We start from the raw sequence: 22933 nt of genomic DNA on the forward strand, positions 1-22933 counted from the left end.
CTGACTGCGTAAAGTTTCAGCAAATGTGATCAAATCCAACATAAATAAAGGGCGTTGGCACATAAAGGCATTGATGCGTAAAATAGAAGCCTGACTAATTACTGGCAAATATGGCGTAACCTCATAATGACTTACAAACGAATCGATACATCTGAATACCCACAACAACTCGCACAGAAGGCAGACCGGGTTAGAGAGATGTTTCGTCCTTTTCACCTTAATGAAGTGGAAGTGTTTGAATCGCCCGCCAGTCACTACAGAATGCGTGCTGAGTTTCGAGTTTGGCACGAAGGCGATGACTTATACTACATTATGTTTAACCCTGAGACGCGTGAAAAAATCCGCATGAATGAATTCATACCAGGGAGCCTGCTTATTAATGAACTAATGAAAGAGCTTATTAGTTTATTAAAGCCGAATGATGTTTTACGTCGCAAACTGTTTCAAGTGGATTTCCTGACTACCACCACCGGTGAAGCCATTATCTCTTTACTCTATCATCGCCCTTTAGATGACCAATGGGAACAGGAAGCCATCCAACTTCGCGAAGCGCTGACCTCTATAGCTAAGGTTGAAGTTATAGGAAGAGCTCGTAAGCAAAAACGCGTGTTATATAAAGAAAGCGTCACTGAAGAAGTTAAGGTTGATGGAAAAAGCTATCTGTCTCTACAAACCGAGAACAGCTTCACTCAGCCAAATGCCATTATTAATCAGCAAATGATCAGTTGGGCTAAACGCCACGCGGGCAACAATTCGCATGACTTATTAGAGCTCTACTGCGGCAACGGCAATTTTACCTTACCGCTGGCTGAGAACTTTAATCGCGTTTTAGCTACTGAAATTAGCAAAAGTTCTGTTGCGGCGGCTCGCGAGAACGCAGAATTGAACAATATTAAAAATGTCACCGTTGTTCGTATGTCTGCCGAGGAGTTTAGTGCAGCGTTAAGTGGAGAGCTGGAATCTAAACGAGCGGCTGATGCTGAGATTCACAGTTTTGATTGTCAAACCGTATTGGTTGATCCACCCAGAGCGGGTTTAGATAAAGACACGTTGAAGCTGGTGTCTCAGTATCAAAGAATAATTTATATTTCCTGTAACCCGGAAACTTTGACAGAGAACATTCATGATTTATCCAGTAGCCATAAAGTGACTGCAGCGGCAATGTTCGATCAGTTTCCCTACACAGACCACATTGAAACGGGCGTTGTTCTGGAAAGGAAGAGTTAACCTTGAACGGGCTCTTCAGCCACCGAGGAAAAATTAAGCTTGCGGCTTAAGCGAAGGTTCGAGACATGGGCATAAATAATGAGACCGGCACCAAATAGAATAATGACAGGTTCACCCCAGTGTCCCAGAATATCGCGTTGAGAATAGATAAATGCTCCTAGCAGTAACAATGACAGCAGGTGCCATTTACCGTGCTTCCGCGCACCACTAATAAGAGATAATAGCCCGATAACAACACTGAAGCCTAAAATGGTGTTTTCCAATAGGTCTTCGCCGATAAAGGCTAAACCCGCCATAGCGAGCAACGGCAGAATAACAGGCAGCAATAAGCAATGAATCGCACACAAAGTGGTGACCCAAATTCCTGCTTTATCCAAATTTTTGGATGCTGTTGCTGACATACTAGAAACGACCTTCTGCATAAACCTAAGCTGTAATATTATAACATACGAAAAGAATAGCCAAGGGAGATCAGAAAAAATTGTTTTCTCAGGCGATACTGATCAAGCAGTTTGAATAGAAAAAGGCAGCACTTCGGTTATTGATTTCGCCCCACAGGCAATCATTAGCAGCCGATCGAACCCTAGTGCTACGCCGGAACACGCGGGGAATCCCGACTCTAACGCCGCCAATAAACGAGTATCTTCGGGTTGTGTGGGCAAATTCAGCTGTTTACGTCGTTGATTATCCTGGTCAAAACGCAGGCGTTGCTCAGCTGGATCAGCAAGCTCATTATAACCATTGGCCAATTCCACTCCCTGATAATAAAACTCAAATCTTCTGGAGACACGCGGATTATGCTGGTCAATTTTGGCCAAAGCAGCTTGCGACTTTGGAAACTCGGTGATGCAAATCGGTATCTCCGCAGGAAACTGGCCTTCTATTAATTCCGAAAATGCCACTTGAAGAATGGTATTTTCATCGTCTTCTTTTGACATCCAGTCCGTTAAAGCGGGTTGTTCAATAAGCTCTTGTCTGATGTTTTCAACACCGCAAGTCGTCAAAGGGTCTTCGCCAAGGTAATCAAGAAAACACTGCTGGTAGGTGATGACTTTAGTTTCCGGCGCGTCACAGACTTCAGTCAGCAGCTCTGAAACTTCAGCAATTAGCTGAATATCGTCGTACCCAACCCGGTACCACTCAAGTAAAGTAAATTCCGGATTATGGAAGCGCCCTATTTCGTCATCGCGCACCACATGGCTCAATTGATAAATATCTTTTCCATAGGCTGCAAGAATTCGCTTCATGGCGTATTCGGGAGAGGTCTGCAAATAGAGTGTTCTATTTCCTGAAGCCAGCGGATACTTGAATTCCGTGGTGAGATTATTCAGATGACAATCGGTTACCCCAAACTGGGACAACAAATGCGTATCGACTTCGGTTACCTTCCTTTCATAAAAAAACTGGCGGACTTGTCGCATGAAATCAGCGCGTTTAACAAGCACTGACCAATCTGCTGCTGGCCGCCAGTCGGTCGTCATATCTATTTACTTTTGAACGCGGGAAACGTATTCGCCCGAGCGAGTATCAACTTTGATCACTTCGCCAATTTGTACGAATAACGGAACACGAACAACCGCGCCAGTGCTCAGTGTGGCAGGTTTACCGCCAGTACCGGCAGTATCACCTTTAAGTCCGGGGTCAGTTTCAGTAATTTCCAATTCAACAAAGTTTGGCGGCTGCACATTAATTGGCTTCCCTTCCCACAGAGTCAAAGTACAAACATCTTGTTCGACAAGCCATTTCTCCGCTTCGCCTACCGCTTTCTCGTCGGCAGGAACTTGTTCAAAGGTTTCGTTATTCATAAAGTGCCAGAATTCACCATCGTTATAAAGATAAGACAGTTCCAACTCAATAACATCAGCGCCTTCAACGGATTCGCCCGACTTGAAGGTTTTCTCAACCACTTTACCGCTGATTAATTTGCGAATTTTAACGCGGTTAAAGGCCTGACCTTTACCGGGCTTAACCATTTCATTTTCAACGATCGAGCATGGCTCGCCGTCCTGCATGATTTTTAAACCACCTTTAAATTCACTCGTACTATAATTCGCCATAACAAGACTTTCCTTTGTAAATGCCTGATCATTTGCGCGCAATAATAAAACAAATAGCGACTTTTTTCAGGTAAAATATGGAGTATTTGCAGCAGTCGCGGAGGCGTAGTGCCTGAGCCAGCGTATCCTATCTCTATAAATGATCGTCCTGACTGGCAGTTTGAGCTGAAACAAGCCTATACCCAGCCAGAAGAACTGCTACGCGCACTCAAACTCGATCCCGCATTATTTAGTGAGGATATCAAAGCCCGTAAGCTCTTTGCTATGCGCGTGCCAAAGCCTTTTGTTGCGCAAATGCAAGTCGGAGACTCTAACGATCCATTATTACGTCAGGTGCTCCCTTTGCACAACGAGTTTGAGTCGGAGCCCGGTTACAGCACCGACCCTCTGCAAGAACAGCAAGGCCCCGTAAATGGTCTTCTGCACAAGTATAAAAGCCGAGTATTGTTGATACTGCAAGGCGGTTGCGCAGTCAATTGCCGTTATTGCTTTCGGCGTCACTTTCCTTACGACGAATTAACTTTCAGCAAACGCCAACTAACGGAGACACTGGAGTACATCCGACAACACCCGGAAATTAATGAGGTGATTCTGAGCGGCGGCGACCCTCTAATGGCAAAGGACGAGCGGCTTAAAGGGTTGATTAACGAATTTGAATTATTGCCCCAACTCACCCGTTTACGTATTCATAGCCGGTTGCCAGTCGTGATACCCTCCCGCCTGACGCATAAGCTTAAAGAAGTGCTCAGCAACAGTCGTTTGCAAAGCGTCTTAGTGCTTCATGCGAATCATGCAAATGAGATTTCTCCTGAGTTAGCCGGGGCACTCGATGACTGGCACCACGCGGGTATCCATTTACTGAACCAGAGCGTCTTGCTCAGCGGAGTAAATGATAATTTAACCGCGCTTATTGAGCTTAGTGAAAAGTTATTTAGTGCCCGGGTTATGCCCTACTATTTGCACCAGCTGGACAAAGTTGAAGGCGCCAGCCATTTCGCGGTTAGTGACGAGAAGGCGCAAGCCTTGTGGCAAAAAATGACTCATGAATTACCTGGGTTTCTGGTTCCTCGCCTGGTCAGAGAGGAAGCTGGTGAACTCAGTAAAACCGCTATCATGCCGGACGGCACTAATACATTAACAGAGGAAAAACTATGAGCGATAACCTGGAAAGTGTAGAAAGCAAACTGCAGGATCATCTTCAGCAACTGTATCGTCAAGTTATTGATGCAGACCAGTACCTTGACGATCTGCGTCAACAAGGCAAAGCCAAGTTCCAGGGCGTTTTCGCCGAGCAAACGGTATTTGAAAGCACAGGCAACCGTTTTCAGCCCTACCTTAATGAAATTGCTGCCAACTTTGAAAAATGGCAGCAGGACAAAGAAAACGAGCAGCAGTTGCAGTTACTGGTACAACAATTACAGTTGATGACTGAAACTCTCGCTCGTCTTAAAGCTATTCGTCAGGCTGGTTAACAAAGGTTTCTTCGAACCACTGAGTCAGCATCTGCTTTTCAAAATATAAGTCATCCCGTCTCATCCGTGATGCCAGGCTGTCGTAATTAAACCCCATATTTTTTACGTGAGCCTGGCCTTCCTTTACAGCTTCTCCTGAGTTACTCATTAAACGATAATCAAATTCCATTCTAGGGAAGTCAATTTCCCGAACAATGCGCACGTAATTTGAACTCGAGCGTCCAAATGTCGGTTCAACCCGGCCGGTTAAATCAACGTCTGTTACGGTAATTTCCAGCTTCTGATCTTCAGGAAGCTTTGCCGCCAACTCCTGAAAATGCTCAGTCAGCTTATCCATCACCTTTTTCTGGTACCGATCACGTAAGCCATCGGCCGGTCGAATATCTGTGTAACTATCAACATCTTTCCAGGAAACTTCAGCCGTACCAGCATATGCTGTAAAGCTACAGGCTAATAACGCCGCTCCCACTATACCTTGAACACGCATGCTATCTTCCTCCCATACAATCGCCAAGGGTGTCATCTCTAGGTTAGAACACAAATAATGAAAAAAATTCCATAAAAAAAGGGGAGCCATCAAGGCTCCCCTTTTCAAAAGTGCGTTGGGAGGCTTACATCATGCCGCCCATACCGCCCATTCCACCCATGTCGCCGCCAGGCATGCCGCCTGCGTTGTCATCTTGTGGGATGTCAGCAATCATTGCTTCGGTGGTGATCATCAGTGCGCCAACAGATGCCGCGAACTGAAGTGCCGAACGGGTTACTTTGGTTGGATCCAGAATACCCATTTCCAGCATATCGCCGTAAGTGTCGTTACCGGCATTGTAACCATAGTTACCTTCGCCAGCACGTACGTTGTTAGCAACCACAGAACCTTCGGCGCCAGCGTTCATTGCGATTTGACGCAACGGCGCTTCCATCGCACGCAGGGCTAAACGGATACCAACGTTCTGTTCTTCGTTGTCACCACGCAGTTCTGCCAGTTTGCTCGCAGCGCGAACCAAAGCAACACCACCACCAGGTACCACGCCTTCTTCAACAGCTGCACGAGTTGCATGCAACGCATCTTCAACGCGCGCTTTTTTCTCTTTCATTTCCATTTCAGTAGCAGCGCCGACTTTAATCACCGCAACACCGCCAGCTAACTTAGCCAGACGCTCTTGCAGTTTTTCACGGTCATAGTCAGACGTAGTGTCTTCCATCTGCTGCTTGATTTGGTTAACACGACCGTCGATAGCGGTATCGTCGCCATTACCGTCAACAACAGTGGTGTTGTCTTTAGTAATCACAACGCGCTTCGCAGTACCTAAGTCTTCCAGCTGCGTTTTTTCCAGCTCCATACCAATTTCTTCAGAAACCACAGTACCGCCAGTCAGAACAGCAATGTCCTGCAGCATAGCTTTACGACGGTCGCCAAAGCCTGGTGCTTTAACCGCAGCAACTTTAACGATGCCACGCATATTGTTCACAACCAGAGTTGCCAGCGCTTCGCCTTCAACGTCTTCAGCAATAATCAGCAGAGGTTTACCGGCTTTAGAAACACCTTCTAATACCGGCAGTAACTCGCGGATATTAGAGATTTTCTTATCAATCAGAAGAATGAACGGGTTGTCTAATTCAACCGAACCACTTTCCTGGTTGTTAATGAAGTAAGGAGACAAGTAACCACGGTCGAACTGCATACCTTCAACAACGTCCAGCTCGTCAGTCAGTGCCTGACCTTCTTCAACGGTGATAACACCTTCCTGGCCTACTTTGTCCATTGCCTGAGCAATGATTTCGCCAATAGTGTGATCAGCGTTTGCAGAAATAGTCGCTACCTGAGCAATGGCTTTGCTGTCGGCACAAGGCTGAGAAATTTTCTTCAGCTCTTCAACTGCAGCGATAACCGCTTTGTCGATACCGCGCTTAAGATCCATCGGGTTCATGCCTGCGGCTACTGACTTCAAGCCTTCGTTAACAATGGCTTGAGCCAGAACGGTTGCGGTTGTTGTACCGTCACCCGCTTCGTCATTTGCTTTAGACGCCACTTCTTTAACCATCTGCGCGCCCATGTTCTCGAACTTATCTTCCAGCTCGATTTCTTTCGCAACAGACACACCGTCTTTGGTGATAACAGGAGAACCGTAAGACTTATCTAATACAACGTTGCGACCTTTTGGACCCAGCGTCACTTTTACTGAATCAGCAAGAATGTTAACGCCTTTCAGCATTTTTTGACGTGCTGTGTTACCAAATTTGACTTCTTTAGCTGCCATTTTTGCTTTCCTCTTAAATTCGTTTAGTCGGTTGTGCTAGTAAGCGTTTCTGACGTCTTATTCTTCAACAGCCAGAATGTCGCTTTCGCTCATGATTAAGTACTCTTCACCGTCAATTTTCTCGGTTTTAACACCGTAGCCTTCATTGAACAGCACTTTGTCACCAGCTTTTACGTCTAGTGCACGTACCTCACCGTTATCCAGAATGCGGCCTTTGCCTACTGCTACGATTTCACCGCGAGTAGATTTTTCTGCCGCAGAACCAGTCAGAACAATGCCGCCAGCCGATTTCGCTTCGACTTCGGTGCGCTTAATAATGACTCGATCGTGTAAAGGACGAAGTTTCATTGTTGATAACTCCTCAACCTATTGTTGTTAGTGGTTAATACCCCTAAGGGGCGGATAAAAATGTGTGTGCACATTAAATGGGGGAGGAATTTTTGTTATCAAGGGGGAAGCTCAAAAATTTTTATGCTAATTTGCAAAACTGACAGGCGCTATAGGGAGGTTCTATGACTCAGCAACCACAATTGATTTTATGCACCACAGACAGTTCTGACTCGGCTAAACAGCTGGCGCGTTCTCTGCTCGAAAAAAAGCTAGTGGCCTGCGTCAACATAGTGCCTAATATGACCTCTATTTACTCCTGGCAGGGCGAATTGCATGAAGACCAGGAGTGGCTTTTACTGATAAAATCGACTGCGGAACGTTTCAGTGACATAAAAAGTACCATCAGTGCTAATCACCCTTACGATTCTCCAGAATTAATAAGCATCAATATTGAAGATGGTTTACCCGATTATCTGACGTGGATACAGGACTCAGTTAAATGATACAAAGATTCATCACATGTCTCGCAGCCTTAACTCTGGTTTTTGCCGTCGTTGCGCCAGCACATAGTGTGCAGTCGAATCCATTCCAGCAGGACAATCAGTTTTTATCGGTAGATCAGGCTTTTGATTTCGACAGCGAAGTTAATGACAGCAAAGTGACGGTCAGTTGGGTTGTCGCTCCCGAGTACTATTTGTATCAACACCGCTTTAAGGTGGTTCCCGAAAATGCATTAGCAGCAGAACCCGAACTCCCGCAAGGCGAGTCTCATAACGATGAGTTTTTTGGCGAGTCAATTGTATACCGCAACTACGTTGAGTGGTCTTTTACACTTAACCCGGAGTTTTCCGGCGACACCATTACCGTTCAGTATCAGGGCTGCGCAGATGCGGGGTTATGTTACCCGCCCACTGAAAAGCAGATTAAACTCTCCAGTACTAGTGAAACCGCCCCCGCCACCGCACCGCCAAACACCGACAGCAGCCTGTTCGGTATAGGTGAACAACATTTAATCATTACATTGTTACTCTTTTTTGCTTTGGGTATTGGCTTAGCTTTTACCCCCTGCGTGTTTCCTATGTACCCCATTTTATCCGGCGTAGTGCTGGGCAACCGTGAACGTAACTGGAAAAACACACTTTGGCTTTCCTTTATATACGTTCAGGGTATGGCTATTACCTATTCTTTATTAGGCCTGGTTGTGGCGTCGGCGGGTATGCAGTATCAGGCTTACTTTCAGCATCCGGTGGTGTTAATCGTTCTGGCAGCGTTGTTCGCTCTTTTTGCTTTGAGTATGTTCGGAGCTTATACGCTGCAGCTTCCTATTAGCTGGCAGTCAAAACTGCAAAGCTTTAGCGGCCAGCAAAGCGGAGGCAATGTCGTTGGCGTCTTTATTATCGGCGCTATTTCCGGCCTGGTAGCATCACCCTGTACCACAGCCCCCTTGTCAGGAGCCCTACTCTTTATTGCGCAATCGGGCGATATGGTAAGCGGCGTCGCTATTCTTTACGCATTAAGCCTGGGTATGGGCGTGCCGCTTATTCTATTCGGCTTAAGTGGCGGCAAGCTTCTGCCCAAAGCCGGCGCGTGGATGAACGTGGTTAAGCAGTTCTTCGGTTGGCTGTTATTGGCAGTTACCTTATTCTTAATTGAGCGCCTTATTCCGACCAGTATTAGCATGTGGCTATGGATTTTTTACTTTATTCTTGCCACCGTATCTCTGGCTGTTTCGATAAGCCAGCCGCTTCGGATAACCACGAAAGTTATCACTATTGTACTCTTAGCAGCGGCGGCTACTACAGGCAGTTACTGGCAGGTTAATAAAGCGCAACTGGAACAAAAAAGTCACGGCCTTTTTACTGTTGTTAGTAATGTCAGCGACATACAACAACAAGTAGCAGAAAGTGACCGATGGGTAATGCTAGACCTTTATGCGGACTGGTGCGTGGCCTGCAAGGAATTTGAGCAGTACACCTTTTCAGATGAGCAGGTTCAGGCGCAGTTTCAGGAGTTTAAACTCATTCAGGCCGATGTTACCCGCAATAACGCGCAAGACGTTGAGATTCTGAGTCGCTACAAGGTGCTGGGGCTACCCACCATTCTGTTCTTTGACCCTGAAGGCAACGAACGCCCTGAATACCGGGTTACCGGTTATATGAACGCTGAGGATTTCAAAAAGCATCTGGAAAAGATAGTTTCCGAGTAAACTTGTGCCTAAATGCGCTGATAAGACCAGTAAAGTGCTGCAATCTTGCTTTTTTTCCCTATAATACTGTTGTTATAGGAACCCAAACTGAAAGTTGTGGTCACTTTTAATAGTTTCCGTAACTTCACAGCAAATGGCGGCACAATGGCAGAACGTTTTAAAATATTAGTGCTCAATGGCCCGAATCTAAATTTACTGGGGCAGCGTGAACCAGAGCTTTATGGTAAGCAAAGCCTGGATGATATCGCTGATTCGCTGGGAGCCATTGCTAAACAACACGCAACAGCACTAGATTTCCGTCAGTCCAATGCTGAACACCAGTTAATTGACTGGATCCAGCAAGCCGCCAAAGACTCCGTAGATTATATTGTGATTAATCCGGCAGCCTACGCACACACCAGCGTGGCATTACGCGATGCGTTATTGGCTGTGAAAATCCCTTTTATTGAAGTGCACCTTTCCAATATTTATCGCCGTGAGAGCTTCCGCCACCATTCTTATTTGGCAGACGTGGCTGACGGTGTTATCTGCGGGCTTGGCGCCCGTGGTTATGAATACGCATTACAAGCAGCTTTAACTACATTGAACAATACAGATAACTAAAGGTAGACGTTAGCATGGATATCCGAAAAATTAAGAAACTGATCGAGCTCGTTGAAGAATCTGGCGTAGCAGAACTGGAAATTACCGAGGGCGAAGAGTCAGTTCGGATTAATCGTTACAGTGCGCAGCCTGCACCGATGCAATACGCGCCACAACCGCAACACGCCCCTCAGCAAGCGCCACAATCAGCTCCGGCAAGCCAGCCAGCGGCTGAACCAGCCAGTGAAGAAATTAGCGGCCACGTTGTTCGCTCTCCTATGGTTGGAACCTTCTACGAAGCTCCATCTCCTGATGCAAAGCCTTTCGTTACTGTTGGCTCTCGCGTTAATGCCGGCGAAACACTGTGCATTATTGAAGCAATGAAAATGATGAACCAGATTGAAGCAGACAAATCCGGTGTCGTTAAACAGATTTTAGTAGATAACGAAGAGCCGGTTGAATTTGATCAGCCACTGTTTATCATCGAATAAAGTAACCGCAGGTATTTGTCATGTTAGATAAAGTGGTCATTGCCAACCGTGGCGAAATTGCACTGCGCATACTGCGAGCCTGTAAAGAGCTCGGCATTAAAACAGTGGCAGTTCATTCAACGGTTGATAGAAACCTTAAACACGTTTTACTTGCAGACGAAGCAATTTGCATAGGTAAAGCGCCAGCGAACGAGAGCTACCTGAACATTCCCCGTATTATCAGCGCCGCTGAAATTACGGATGCAGCAGCTATTCACCCGGGTTACGGCTTTCTGGCCGAAAACGCCGATTTTGCTGAACAAGTTGAACAATCTGGCTTCATTTTTGTTGGACCAACGCCGGATCTTATCCGTCTTATGGGCGACAAAGTATCAGCCATTAAGGCAATGAAGAAAACCGGCGTTCCTTGCGTTCCGGGGTCGGATGGCCCTCTGGATGACGACGACGAACGTAATAAGAAGCTTGCTAAGCGCATTGGTTACCCCATTATTATTAAAGCAGCAGGCGGCGGCGGTGGTCGTGGTATGCGGGTTGTACGCGAGGAGAGCGAATTGCTCAGCTCTATCACTATGACTCAGAACGAAGCTCGCGCAGCCTTCGGTAACCCTGTTGTCTATATGGAAAAATTCCTTGAAAACCCTCGCCATGTGGAAATTCAGGTTCTGGCCGATGGACAAGGCAATGCCATTCATTTAGGTGAACGTGACTGCTCGATGCAGCGTCGTCACCAGAAAGTGGTTGAAGAGGCACCTGCGCCGGGTATCACCCCTGAAATGCGTAAATTTATTGGTGAGCGTTGTGCCAAAGCTTGTGTAGAGCTTGGCTACCGTGGCGCTGGTACATTTGAATTCTTGTACGAAAATGGTGAATTCTATTTCATTGAAATGAACACCCGTATTCAGGTTGAGCATCCGGTTACCGAGATGGTCACAGGTATCGACTTGATTAAAGAGCAGTTGCGCATTGCAGCCGGTCGTCAGCTTTCGGTCAGCCAGGAAGATGTTGTCATTCGTGGTCATGCCATTGAATGTCGGATTAACGCCGAAGACCCTGAAACCTTTACACCGTCACCGGGCACTATCACCCGTTTCCACTCTCCGGGTGGCTTTGGTGTGCGTTGGGACTCACACGTTTACGCGGATTACAAAGTTCCGCCGAACTATGACTCGATGATAGGCAAGCTGATTACTTACGGCGAAAACCGTGATATTGCTATTGCCCGTATGCGTAATGCTTTAAATGAATTGATCATCGAAGACATTAAAACCAATATTCCTCTGCAAAAATCAATTATGGCAGATGAAAACTTCCAGCACGGTGGTACCAACATTCACTACCTTGAGAAAAAACTTGGTATAGGCGGGCATTAATTAATGCCCTGGATACAACTCACCCTTTCCTGTAGTGAAGAGCATGCGCCCCAAGTGGGTGACATGCTCATGGCTAACGGCGCTCAGGCGGTAACTTACCGAGACGGCGCCGACACGCCCATTTTTGAACCCCGCCCCGGCGACGTTATATTGTGGGAACACACTCTAGCCACGGGCTTATTTGACGCCGACGCGGACATCAAAGCCATTATTGCCAACCTGAAACAGTCCAACATTTTCGGCAGCGATTTGCAGTACAAAGTCGATGCACTGGAAGACAAAGACTGGGAACGCGAATGGATGGATAACTTCCACCCTATTCAGTTTGGCGAGAATTTATGGATTTGCCCCAGCTGGCGGGAGATACCAAAACCTGAAGCCGTTAATATTTTGCTCGACCCTGGCATGGCTTTTGGTACCGGAACACACCCAACAACCGCTATGTGTCTGCGCTGGATAGACGCCAACCCACCAACCGGCAAAACCGTGGTGGATTTCGGTTGTGGCTCAGGGATATTAGGCATTGCCGCATTACTATTTAAAGCAGAACACGTAGTTGGCATTGATATTGACCAACAGGCGCTGATTGCGACCAAAGATAACGCTGAGCGCAATAAGGTGGGCGATAAATTTAGCCTTTATCTACCCAGCCAACAACCTGAAACCCAGGTGGACTTGGTACTTGCCAATGTCCTCGCCGGCCCTTTACGAGAGCTAGCCGATACCATACTCGGCTTCGTTTCCCCCGGCGGACAACTGGTTTTATCCGGTATACTGGAACGGCAAATAGAAGGGGTTATTGAGGCTTACCAACCGCACATAAAATTCGATACCCCGACTATAGACGGCGACTGGGCAATGCTCAGCGGTACCCGCGTTGGTTAACAAGCGTACGCTTTGTCAATAGTAAAAAATGAAAAAAAGACTCAAATTGCGTAATAAATAGCCTTTTCTTTATTGCGCAAATTCCCTAAAATTCCTCACCCTTTCGCTGAGTAGTTTTTAACCGATGCGGATTGGTCCATATCAACTCGACAATCAGGTCATATTAGCTCCCATGGCTGGAGTTACTGATCAGCCGTTCCGTCAGCTGTGTTACAGCACGGGGGCCGGGCTTACAGTATCAGAGATGCTGTCCAGTAACCCTAAGGTATGGCAGACCGATAAATCCAGGCAACGCATGGATCATTCGGGAGAGCTGGGCATTCGTGCTGTGCAGATAGCGGGCTCGGAACCGGCATTAATGGCCGAAGCAGCGCGCGTGAATGTGAGTATGGGTGCGCAGATTATTGACATAAATATGGGCTGCCCGGCGAAAAAGGTAAATAAGAAGATGGCTGGCTCGGCGCTCATGCAGCATCCCGGGTTAGTAGAAGAGATATTAACAGCTGTGGTTGCAGCTGTTGAGGTTCCGGTAACACTGAAAACCAGAACCGGTTGGGATCCTGAACACAGAAACGGTATTGATATAGCGCAGCTGGCAGAACGTTGCGGTATTCAGTCTCTTGCCATTCATGGTCGTACTCGTGCCTGCATGTACAAAGGCATTGCCGAATACGACACCATTAAGGCAATTAAGAAGGCTGTTTCTATCCCAGTAGTGGCTAACGGCGATATCCGTACACCACTGCAGGCTCAACAGGTTTTAGAGTACACCGGAGCCGACGCCATTATGATTGGTCGCGGCGCGCAGGGTAACCCCTGGCTGTTTAGAGAAATTGCTCATTTTCTTGAAACAGGACAGGAGCTAAGCCCGCCGTCCTTAACCGAAGTGGCTGAGACCGTTATTCATCACGTTGGCAAACTGCACGAATTTTACGGCAGTTACCAGGGTGTCAGAATCGCCCGAAAACACGTTGGTTGGTATTTAAAAGAACAAGCCAGCAATGATGAATTCAGGCAAACATTTAATCGTCTTGAGGATGCCAGCGAGCAACTTAAGGCACTTGAAGATTATTTTGTCACTGTAGAGAAGAGATAAGCGCATTATGTTTGATCAAAACCCTAGTCGTGAGAACGTATCTCCCCTAACCACTATCGGCAATAACGCACAGCCAAAGCCATTGCGTGATTCCGTAAAACAAGCATTGAACAGTTTTCTGCGTCAGCTTGATGGTCAGGATCCTGAAGAACTTTACGAGTTGGTGCTATCTGAAGTAGAAGCACCGTTACTGGAAGAAGTCATGACTTACACCCGGGGTAATCAAACCCGCGCCGCAACCATGTTAGGCATTAACCGCGGCACCTTACGCAAGAAGCTGAAAAAATACGGCATGAATTAAGAAGTTTTTTGGGCGCCTTTTGGCGCCCTTTTTTTATTAACCTCCCCGTAAGTTAACTCAGTATAGAAAGGCAAAACAATGGAAACCCGTCCAATCCAACGCGCTTTAATCAGTGTTTCTGATAAAACCGGTATTGTTGAATTCGCTCAAGCTTTGGCTCAAAAGAACATTGAAATTCTCTCTACTGGCGGTACAGCTAAACTACTCCGTGACTCAGGCATTGCCGTTATTGATGTTTCTGAACATACCGGTCAGGAAGAGATTATGGGCGGGCGGGTAAAGACACTGCACCCTAAGGTTCATGGCGGTATTTTAGGTCGCCGCGATGTCGACCAGGGTGTTATGCAGGAGCAAAACATCGCGCCTATCGATATGGTTGTCGTGAACCTGTATCCCTTTGCTGAAACGGTTGCCAAAGAAGGTTGCTCTCTGGAAGACGCTATTGAGAATATTGATATTGGCGGTCCAACTATGGTTCGTGCAGCAGCGAAAAACCACAAAGACGTGACTATTGTTGTGAATGCCAGTGACTACCAGCGCGTGCTCGCTGAGCTCAATGAGCAAAATGGGGTCAGCCACAGCACTCGCTTTGACTTAGCAGTAGCAGCATTTGAGCACACCGCTCAATATGATGGCATGATTGCAAATTACCTCGGCAAGCAGCTGAGCGAAAACGATTTTGCGCGCACGTTGAACCTGCAGGTATCAAAAAAGCAGGACCTACGCTACGGCGAGAACTCACATCAGGCAGCGGCATTTTACGCAGAGCGCAATGCACCAAAAGGGACAGTTTCCAGCGCGACTCAAATTCAGGGCAAAGCGTTGTCCTTTAACAATATTGCCGATACAGACGCGGCACTTGAGTGCGTAAAAAGCTTTGTTGAACCAGCCTGCGTTATTGTTAAGCACGCAAACCCTTGCGGTGTTGCAATAGGTGAATCTATTTCCGACGCTTATGACCGCGCCTTTAAAACCGACCCAACTTCCGCATTTGGTGGCATTATTGCTTTTAACCGCGAGCTGGATGAAGCAACCGCAACCGCTATTGTTGAGCGTCAGTTTGTGGAAGTTATTATCGCTCCGAGCGTCAGCGAAAGCGCCAAGGCAGCTGTTGCCGGCAAAAAGAACGTTCGCTTACTGGAATGTGGTGAGTGGTCGGACTCTGTTGAACAACTGGACTACAAGCGCGTCAACGGAGGCTTACTGGTACAGGACACCGATAACCAGGACTTCATTCAGGACGATCTGAAAGTCGTCACCGAAAAACAGCCAACCGAAGCACAGATGACCGACTTATTGTTCTGCTGGAAAGTCGCTAAGTTTGTTAAGTCTAATGCCATTGTTTATGCCAAAGACGGCATGACCATAGGTGTTGGTGCAGGCCAGATGAGCCGGGTTTACAGTGCCAAAATTGCAGGAATTAAAGCTGCGGACGAGAACCTCAGCGTACCGAGTTCGGTCATGGCGTCAGATGCTTTCTTCCCATTCCGTGATGGCATTGACGCCGCAGCTGAAGCCGGTATAACCGCTATTATTCAGCCAGGCGGTTCTATCCGCGACGAAGAGATCATTGCCGCTGCCAATGAACACGGTATTGCGATGGTCTTTACCGGCATGAGACATTTCCGTCACTAAGCACCTTTGCTGATAACTGCAGCATTGCGTCAGTAACGTTTGGGGGCTAGTCTTATAGGCTAGTTCTCAACTCTACAGGTGATAGTATGAAAAAAATAATAACTTCTGTTTCCGCCATTGCACTAGCAAGCGTCCTTAGCGCCTGTTCGCCGGCTCCTGAAGCCGACTCTTTGCAAGCCGCTGTTGACCATGAATCACGTACTGACAAGTATCAGGCTCGTGACGAATTTCGTCATCCCAAAGAAACGTTAGAGTTCTTTGAATTAGAGCCAAGCATGACGGTCGTCGAAATTTGGCCGGGCGGCGGTTGGTACACTGAAATACTGGCACCTTACCTTGCCGACGAAGGGCAGCTATACGCAGCTCACTTCCCGGAAAATTCAGACAGTGACTATTACCAGCGTTCACTGGAAAACTTTAAAGAAAAACTCACCACGAACCCGGTTTACGGGAACGTCGAATTAACCGAATTCGCGCCAGGTGAAGACACCGATATAGCGCCACCCAGAAGTGCGGATCGTATATTAACGTTCCGTAACCTGCATAACTGGTACATGCAGGAAGGTGAAGAAGGCGTGCTGCAAGCTTTCCGTCACTTTCATCAGACATTAAAGCCTAACGGCATGCTGGGTATCGTTGATCATCGCTTGCCCGAGTCAGCAGATGCAGAAGCTTTTAAAGACTCAGGTTATGTGAAAGAAAGCTGGGTTATAGACTTAGCCGAACAAGCCGGTTTTGAGTTTGTCGCAAGCAGTGAAGTTAACGCAAATCCGAAAGATACAGCCGATCATCCTAAAGGTGTCTGGACTTTACCACCAACCCTTACTCTGGGTGATGAAGACAAAGAAAAATATGAAGCCATTGGTGAAAGTGATCGCTTCACTTTAAAATTTCAAAAACCCGTTACAGACTAACAGGATACAACTAACCTTATGAAAGTACTGGTCGTTGGCGGCGGAGGCCGTGAGCACGCTCTGGCGTGGAAAGCAGCGCAATCAAGTCAAGTTGACAGCGTGTATGTTGCACCCGGTAATGCAGGTACAGAGCGCGAGCCAAACCTGACAAATGTTGCCATTGGTGCCGAAGATATCGACGGTCTTCTTAACTTTGCCAAAAAGGAAGGTATAGAGCTGACTATCGTCGGGCCGGAAGCGCCATTGGTTGCAGGTATTGTTGACCGCTTTAACGAAGCCGGACTGGCAGCTTTTGGCCCAACCGCAAAGGCTGCACAGTTAGAAGGCTCTAAAGCCTTCAGCAAAGACTTTTTGCAGCGTCACAACATACCCACCGCCGACTACCAAAACTTTACCGAGGTTGAGCCTGCTAAAGCTTATGTCGCTGAAAAGGGTCTTCCTATTGTCATTAAGGCCGACGGACTGGCCGCTGGCAAAGGCGTTATTATTGCCGAAAGTCAGGAACAGGCAGATGCCGCTATCGACGACATGCTGGCCGGTAACCGTTTCGGCGATGCCGGGCATCGCGTGGTTATCGAAGAGTTTTTACGTGGCGAGGAAGCCTCCTTTATCGTGATGGTTGACGGTAAACATGCAATACCTTTTGCCTCAAGCCAGGATCATAAAGCCCGTGATAACGATGACAAAGGCCCAAATACTGGTGGTATGGGCGCCTACTCTCCGGCTCCGGTCGTTTCTCCGGCCATCCATGACTGGGTTATGCGTCATGTCATTAAGCCTACAGTGGACGGAATGGCTGCAGAAGGTGCGCCTTACAAAGGCTTCCTATACGCGGGTTTAATGATAGCTGAAGACGGCACCTCCAAAGTTCTGGAATACAACTGTCGCTTTGGTGACCCGGAAACTCAGCCCATTATGATGCGGCTGAAGTCTGATCTTGTCGAACTTTGCCTCCAGGCAATTGAGGGCAAACTCAACCAGGCACCTATCGACTTTGACGAGCGTGCCGCAGTTGGTGTGGTTATGGCCGCTGGCGGATACCCTGAAAGCTATGCAAAAGGTGACGTCATTCACGGTTTGCCGGATCACGCACCTGAAAACCAGAAAGTATTCCACGCCGGTACTAAAATGGATAACGGTAAAGTGGTCACTAGTGGTGGTCGAGTTTTGTGTTGTACGGCTTTGGGTGACACTGTTACAGAAGCACAAAAACTAGCATATCAACTGGTTGATCAAGTGAGCTGGAATAACGTCTATTACCGTACTGATATCGCTCACCGCGCAATAAAACGCGAAGGCTAAATACTTACCTCCTGTCATAGCACTGTCATAAAATAAAACTAAGCTTTTATGTTGTGCTGTAACAGGGGGTTCCATGTCAGGGTCTGATTTAACTAAAGAGCTGCTAAACCTTATTCAGGAAAAGCAGCTTTATCCTCTGTTCCAGCCCGTTATGGACACTTCCCGCGGAATTGTTATTGGTCACGAAGCTCTTATTCGCGGCCCCAAGGGTCACCCACTTGAGTTCCCGGATCGCCTGTTTTCTCTGGCCAGCCAGGTACAGTTACTCTCTGAACTAGAGCTTGCCTGTCGCTCGGCAGCAATGGAAGCGTTTCAAAAAAACGCCATGCAGGGAAAGCTGTTTCTTAACGTAAACCCTAACGTCTTGCAGGACGACAGCCACCCTCATGGCTCAACGTTACGCTTGTCTCAGCAATTCGGCATAGCGCCGGAACAAATCGTTATCGAAATTTCTGAGCGTTACCCAATTGAAGATACCGAGAACTTAAAACACGCTATTATTCATTATCAGAAACTGGGGTTTATGATAGCAATTGATGATTTAGGAGCCGGTTACTCAGGACTGAAACTCTGGTCCGAATTACGTCCTGACTATGTGAAAATTGATCGATACTTTATTCATTCTATTGAGACGTCCTCAGTAAAAAGAGAATTTGTACAAAGTATCTTATCGCTGGCCACCAGTCTGCGTACAAAAGTTATAGTGGAAGGCATTGAAACCCCAGATGAGCTTGAGCAACTGCAGGCCATGGGAGTTAATTATTGTCAGGGGTTCCTGCTTGGCAGACCCGCGCCTTATCCGGTGTTGGAGGTTCCGTCCTCGCTGCTGCTACCGCATCATCATGTTGCATTAAACTACCAAAGCACTATCGCCAGTGTGGTCGATACCATTCATTGCGTATCAGCTCATACGCGCTCATCGGAGGTACTTGATACCTTTACACAGGACAAAACCTTATCCTCCCTGCCCGTTATTCATGAGAAAAGAGTCGCCGGAATTATCCGCAGAGAAAAAATTATGGAATTCTTTTCCGGTTCCTACGGGCATGCACTTTATGCTAATAAACCGGTTTCTTACATAATGGACGAACACCCTCTTTCGGTTGACTGGCAAACGTCGCTGGAAGAAGTGAGCCAGCTTATTACCGATAACGACGAAGTCGATATTTATCAGCACATTATTGTGACTAAAAGAGATGTTTACTACGGCGTGGCATCCATTAAAAACCTACTACGCAGAATCACCGAATTAAAAGTTAACAATGCACGCCATGCTAACCCTTTAACCCAACTGCCGGGTAACGTGGCCATTAACCAAATTATCGAGGACCAACTTTCCCGGGCACGCCCATTTCACGTAGCCTACTTTGATCTGAACCATTTTAAGCCCTACAACGACATTTATGGGTACGAACAGGGCGATCAAATTATTAAATGGCTGGCGCAGATACTGCAAAAGCAATTATTCAGACACGGTCATTTCATTGGTCACATTGGCGGGGACGACTTTGTCGCCATTTTCAAAGACACAGATAAAGAACAAACCGAACAACAATGTAATAAAATTATCAGGGATTTCGAGCAGGATATTACCCGCTTTTATCATCAGGAACACATTGATTTAGGGGGAATAAAAGCGCTATCCCGAAACGGCACGCCAGTTTTTTACCCTTTACTGGGCCTTGCTATAGGAGTTGTTCAGCCTGATCCTTCCGAGTGTTTATCGCATCACGATGTCGCACTGCTGGCCAGTGAAGCCAAAAAAGAAGCGAAACAATCTGACGGCAGCCATTGTTACATGTGCCACCGTCAAAAACCCAGACGTTTACGCCAAATCAGTCCTCAACAATAAGGTCATCTTCGGTGTCCGAGGCTGAACTGAAAGTGTCATCAGCAAATTTCCCCCGACCATACATACTGGCAACTTTAGGGCGATGAATTCGCGCCTGATACTTGGCCCAAACCTTTTCTACAGTACTTACCGGAGCTTGTTCGCCTTTGCATGCAGCCAGTAATTCAATGTCTTCTTTTAACGTCGGCTTAAACTCACCGTTCAGCATAGCTGTAATCAAACAACCATAATGAGTCAATGCATCGCTTTCACGAATTGAAAAGTCGCCGGAGCGTGAAAAGCCATAAGGATAGTTACGGAAATCGTTAAACGGTTTCTTTAACAGTAATTCACGGGTCATCTTGGTCATGGGTAAGCCCTTCCTACAGACTAAAAACCGAACAAAAGTCTGTCGTTGTATACGACAAAGACGATATAGAGCTAACTCAGAATTTTGTCAATGAAAATTTTCGTAAAATGTCTTTTAACAAATTGTTACAGCATCTATACATTAGCCTCACATGTTTAAGTATGTCATTTTGTTTCACGACTAAAAGGAAGAGCGCTATGAATAAGTTAATGTTAACAACGCTGGCTACCGCTACATTAAGTTTGGCTGCATGCGGAGGCTCTGATAGTAATGACACTAACGATGTCGCTCAGTTCTCTTTAGGTATCAGTGACGCCCCTGTAGACAACGCAGAATCCGTTGTCGCCTGTTTTAACGCCATTGAGCTTACGGGAAATGGCAACTCTCCCCGCACTTTCACTGTTGGTGAAGACATCGAGGCTCCTGAGGAAAATGATCTTTGTACTAATGAGGAAGGCCAGCCCATAGCTAACACCATAGGTATTAATCTATTAGAATTCACCGGCAACGATTCAATGATGTTTCTCGAAGATGCCGAAATAGAAGCAGGGCAATACGGTCAATTGAGGCTGGTTATGGCCGATGGCTCGTACATTATGACCGACACAAATAGTGACGGCGAAGCCGAGAAGGTAAGTATTGAGGTTCCTTCTAATGAACTCAAACTGGATGGCTTTATTGCCGATGCCGGTGGAAATCTAAACTTTACAGTCGAATTCGACTTGCGACACTCGATGACAAACCCCGTGGGCCAGGAGCATTACATTCTTAAGCCTCGTGGTGTTCGTTTAGTCGATAATTCTGCGGTTGGTCACCTGAAAGGAACCGTAGCTGAAGGCGCACTGCTGTTTAACGACACTTGCACCGTGGCACCGGAAAACACTGAGGAGCCAGTTGCTTATGTCTATCTATACGAAGGTAGTGATCTTGACGAAGCAACTCTGGCTGATAACGGCGGTGCAGAAGAAAATACGCCGTATGCCAGTACAGGGGTTTACTTTGATGGCGTCAACACCTACGACTTTTCGCTTGGGTTTATTGCCGCAGGGGACTACACCGTCGCTCTAACCTGCAATGGTGACGACGACCCTGAAGCCGACGATGACATTAACTTCTTCTTAACGGAGAATGTCAGTATTGAAGCGTCCAGCGAACCACAAGAACTTGAGTTTATTGGTGCCGCCAGCGATTAATAACCTCAAATTAAAATAAAGCTACAGGGACGTAGCTTTTACCTACCAAAACCCAAAAGCGGAACCAAGACTTCTACCACTCAGTACTACAGAAATCAGAAAAATAATGGCAGCTAAAATGTTTTGCAGCAGTGAGTTACGATATTTTCCCAGCAAAGGGCTTTGGCAAAGCCACCAAAGAAAGCCGGCTATCACGGGAAGCAAGATGCCATTAGCCACCTGTGCAAACCAGATAACGGTAACTGGTTTGATACCAACGCTGGAAATAATAATGCCGATTACCAGAATCGTGAACCAGATAATCCGAAAAGCTCTGCTGCGTAAATTAACGGACCAGCCCATAATTCCGCAGAGTGCATAAGCACTGGCTAAAGGCGCTGTTGTTGCCGACGAAATACCCGCCGCAAACAACCCTATTGCCATTAAATAAGTGGCTCCGTCTCCAAACAATGGTCTTAAAGATTCAGCCAGGTCGCCAGCACTCTCTATCTCAACTTGCTGACCAAAAAAGGCCGAGGCAGCTGTAGCCACAATAGCCATAGAAATAAGGCCGCCAAAAGGAATAGAGAGGAAAAGATCACGCCGCGCGGCTGGCAATTCTTCTGCTGTTTTCCACTTTTTTGAAACACTGGATGCGTGCAGGAATATATTATAAGGAACCACAGTTGTGCCAATTAAAGCCACAACTGTTAAAGTCGCTCCGGTAGGCATGGAAAAACCAAAGGTACCATTGAATACCGCCCCCCAGTCAGGGTCTGTTAATAGAAACGTGCCGATAAAAGCCACGCTCATTAACAGCACCATAACGATAAGAGCTCGTTCTATCACCCGCGCATTACCAGACCAAAGTATTAATAGCGCAATAATACCAATAATAAGCGCCCAGGCATTACTCAGCCAGACATCAAGTACAGGTACCGGTCCAAGCAGTTCGCTGGCACCCAGGCTTGCCCCGGAAAGGTTGCCACCCTGATAGACACTATTGCCAATAGCAATAGCACTAAAAATGAGCAACAGCGCCAGCCACCGAAGCCAGCCAGAGGTTAAATTATTACGAATATTCTCGCCCAGACCAGCTTGAGTGACTAACCCAATACGGGCAGACATTTCCTGCAAAATGACACAGGCGACAACGGAAAACAGCAATGCCCACAGCAATGCATAACCAAAATTAGCTCCAGCTAATGAAGCCGTAACTACCGTACCCGGACCAATAAAAGCCGCAGCGACCAGAGCGCCTGGGCCAAAGTTAGACAGTTTTAACATAAGTATTCCTGTGCCCCGGAGACAACAGAAAATTTAATTTTTTGATTAACCCATTTATTGTTTTTATTTTGCATGGGAAGCATGTCCGTTTGACGGTAATTTAACCGCTGAGTCTATCTCACTTTAGAGGATTGCACAAAGCACCTC

General features: G+C 46.9%; 24 protein-coding genes. 16 read left to right on the top strand and 8 right to left on the bottom strand.

The window, feature by feature from the left end; translation table 11 throughout:
• Positions 1–126 precede the first annotated feature (126 nt).
• A complete protein-coding gene (gene trmA / locus B2U97_RS12675) occupies positions 127–1227 on the top strand; it encodes a tRNA (uridine(54)-C5)-methyltransferase TrmA (protein WP_016341401.1) in 1101 nt (366 codons plus the stop codon).
• On the opposite strand, the gene B2U97_RS12680 is transcribed toward trmA, so the two are convergent.
• The 3 genes from B2U97_RS12680 to efp form a co-directional block, all read right to left on the bottom strand.
• Complete coding sequence (locus B2U97_RS12680) at positions 1224–1628, bottom strand: MerC domain-containing protein (RefSeq protein WP_011235500.1); 405 nt, start codon at positions 1626–1628, stop codon at positions 1224–1226. The genes trmA and B2U97_RS12680 overlap by 4 nt on opposite strands.
• 102 nt (positions 1629–1730) lie before the next feature.
• Entirely contained in the window at positions 1731–2708 is a 978-nt protein-coding gene (epmA, locus tag B2U97_RS12685) for an EF-P lysine aminoacylase EpmA (protein WP_011235501.1), read from the bottom strand.
• Between the two features lie 6 nt (positions 2709–2714).
• Positions 2715–3284 carry an elongation factor P gene (efp, locus tag B2U97_RS12690; protein WP_011235502.1) on the bottom strand — a complete coding sequence of 190 codons (570 nt, stop codon included), beginning with the start codon at positions 3282–3284 and terminating at the stop codon, positions 2715–2717.
• A gap of 108 nt (positions 3285–3392) precedes the next feature.
• Between efp and epmB the strand changes: the two genes are divergently transcribed.
• Together epmB and priC are read left to right on the top strand one after the other, a co-directional pair.
• On the top strand, positions 3393–4439 hold the full coding sequence (epmB, locus tag B2U97_RS12695; RefSeq protein WP_011235503.1) for an EF-P beta-lysylation protein EpmB: 1047 nt from the start codon (positions 3393–3395) through the stop codon (positions 4437–4439).
• Positions 4436–4756 carry a primosomal replication protein PriC gene (gene priC, locus B2U97_RS12700; protein WP_011235504.1) on the top strand — a complete coding sequence of 107 codons (321 nt, stop codon included), beginning with the start codon at positions 4436–4438 and terminating at the stop codon, positions 4754–4756. Before epmB ends, priC begins: the two co-directional genes overlap by 4 nt.
• Here the strand turns inward: priC and B2U97_RS12705 are convergent.
• The 3 genes from B2U97_RS12705 to B2U97_RS12715 all read right to left on the bottom strand — a co-directional run bounded on the left by B2U97_RS12705 (position 4737) and on the right by B2U97_RS12715 (position 7362).
• On the bottom strand, positions 4737–5243 hold the full coding sequence (locus B2U97_RS12705) for a DUF3016 domain-containing protein (protein ID WP_011235505.1): 507 nt from the start codon (positions 5241–5243) through the stop codon (positions 4737–4739). The genes priC and B2U97_RS12705 overlap by 20 nt on opposite strands.
• 124 nt (positions 5244–5367) lie before the next feature.
• Entirely contained in the window at positions 5368–7014 is a 1647-nt protein-coding gene (groL, locus tag B2U97_RS12710; protein WP_011235506.1) for a chaperonin GroEL, read from the bottom strand.
• A gap of 57 nt (positions 7015–7071) precedes the next feature.
• Entirely contained in the window at positions 7072–7362 is a 291-nt protein-coding gene (locus tag B2U97_RS12715; protein WP_011235507.1) for a co-chaperone GroES, read from the bottom strand.
• Positions 7363–7526: 164 nt separating this feature from the next.
• Between B2U97_RS12715 and cutA the strand changes: the two genes are divergently transcribed.
• The 12 genes from cutA (at position 7527) to B2U97_RS12775 (ending at position 19978) form a co-directional block, all read left to right on the top strand.
• Positions 7527–7847 (top strand): divalent-cation tolerance protein CutA, encoded by a 321-nt coding sequence (gene cutA / locus B2U97_RS12720; RefSeq protein ID WP_286823707.1) that lies wholly within the window; start codon positions 7527–7529, stop codon positions 7845–7847.
• Positions 7844–9550, top strand: coding sequence for a protein-disulfide reductase DsbD (locus tag B2U97_RS12725; RefSeq protein ID WP_286823705.1), 1707 nt, complete (start codon positions 7844–7846; stop codon positions 9548–9550). Before cutA ends, B2U97_RS12725 begins: the two co-directional genes overlap by 4 nt.
• A gap of 144 nt (positions 9551–9694) precedes the next feature.
• Positions 9695–10153: a type II 3-dehydroquinate dehydratase gene (gene aroQ, locus B2U97_RS12730; protein ID WP_011235510.1), complete on the top strand. Its 459-nt coding sequence runs from the start codon at positions 9695–9697 to the stop codon at positions 10151–10153.
• Positions 10154–10167: 14 nt separating this feature from the next.
• Positions 10168–10623: an acetyl-CoA carboxylase biotin carboxyl carrier protein gene (gene accB / locus B2U97_RS12735; protein ID WP_011235511.1), complete on the top strand. Its 456-nt coding sequence runs from the start codon at positions 10168–10170 to the stop codon at positions 10621–10623.
• A 20-nt stretch (positions 10624–10643) separates the two neighbouring features.
• Entirely contained in the window at positions 10644–11993 is a 1350-nt protein-coding gene (accC, locus tag B2U97_RS12740; protein WP_011235512.1) for an acetyl-CoA carboxylase biotin carboxylase subunit, read from the top strand.
• Positions 11994–11996: 3 nt separating this feature from the next.
• A complete protein-coding gene (gene prmA / locus B2U97_RS12745; protein WP_011235513.1) occupies positions 11997–12878 on the top strand; it encodes a 50S ribosomal protein L11 methyltransferase in 882 nt (293 codons plus the stop codon).
• 124 nt (positions 12879–13002) lie between these two features.
• Entirely contained in the window at positions 13003–13974 is a 972-nt protein-coding gene (gene dusB, locus B2U97_RS12750; protein ID WP_011235514.1) for a tRNA dihydrouridine synthase DusB, read from the top strand.
• Between the two features lie 7 nt (positions 13975–13981).
• On the top strand, positions 13982–14275 hold the full coding sequence (fis, locus tag B2U97_RS12755) for a DNA-binding transcriptional regulator Fis (protein ID WP_011235515.1): 294 nt from the start codon (positions 13982–13984) through the stop codon (positions 14273–14275).
• Positions 14276–14353: 78 nt separating this feature from the next.
• The gene (gene purH, locus B2U97_RS12760) at positions 14354–15910 is read left to right on the top strand and encodes a bifunctional phosphoribosylaminoimidazolecarboxamide formyltransferase/IMP cyclohydrolase (protein WP_286823694.1); all 1557 of its coding nucleotides are present in this window, start codon (positions 14354–14356) and stop codon (positions 15908–15910) included.
• 86 nt (positions 15911–15996) lie between these two features.
• Positions 15997–16824 (top strand): class I SAM-dependent methyltransferase, encoded by an 828-nt coding sequence (locus B2U97_RS12765; protein ID WP_272988579.1) that lies wholly within the window; start codon positions 15997–15999, stop codon positions 16822–16824.
• 18 nt (positions 16825–16842) lie between these two features.
• Positions 16843–18126, top strand: coding sequence for a phosphoribosylamine--glycine ligase (gene purD / locus B2U97_RS12770; RefSeq protein ID WP_272988576.1), 1284 nt, complete (start codon positions 16843–16845; stop codon positions 18124–18126).
• 73 nt (positions 18127–18199) lie between these two features.
• Entirely contained in the window at positions 18200–19978 is a 1779-nt protein-coding gene (locus tag B2U97_RS12775; protein ID WP_272988574.1) for a bifunctional diguanylate cyclase/phosphodiesterase, read from the top strand.
• On the opposite strand, the gene maoP is transcribed toward B2U97_RS12775, so the two are convergent.
• Complete coding sequence (gene maoP, locus B2U97_RS12780; RefSeq protein WP_272988573.1) at positions 19962–20327, bottom strand: DUF413 domain-containing protein; 366 nt, start codon at positions 20325–20327, stop codon at positions 19962–19964. The two genes, B2U97_RS12775 and maoP, sit on opposite strands and share 17 nt — an antisense overlap.
• Before the next feature lie 197 nt (positions 20328–20524).
• Between maoP and B2U97_RS12785 the strand changes: the two genes are divergently transcribed.
• Positions 20525–21520, top strand: coding sequence for a DUF4382 domain-containing protein (locus B2U97_RS12785; protein ID WP_272988571.1), 996 nt, complete (start codon positions 20525–20527; stop codon positions 21518–21520).
• Between the two features lie 42 nt (positions 21521–21562).
• Here B2U97_RS12785 and B2U97_RS12790 read toward each other — a convergent pair whose 3' ends face one another.
• On the bottom strand, positions 21563–22786 hold the full coding sequence (locus B2U97_RS12790; protein WP_272988568.1) for an Nramp family divalent metal transporter: 1224 nt from the start codon (positions 22784–22786) through the stop codon (positions 21563–21565).
• Positions 22787–22933 lie beyond the last annotated feature (147 nt).

This window comes from Idiomarina sp. UBA3176, assembly GCF_002364295.1.
Lineage (GTDB): Bacteria > Pseudomonadota > Gammaproteobacteria > Enterobacterales > Alteromonadaceae > Idiomarina > Idiomarina loihiensis.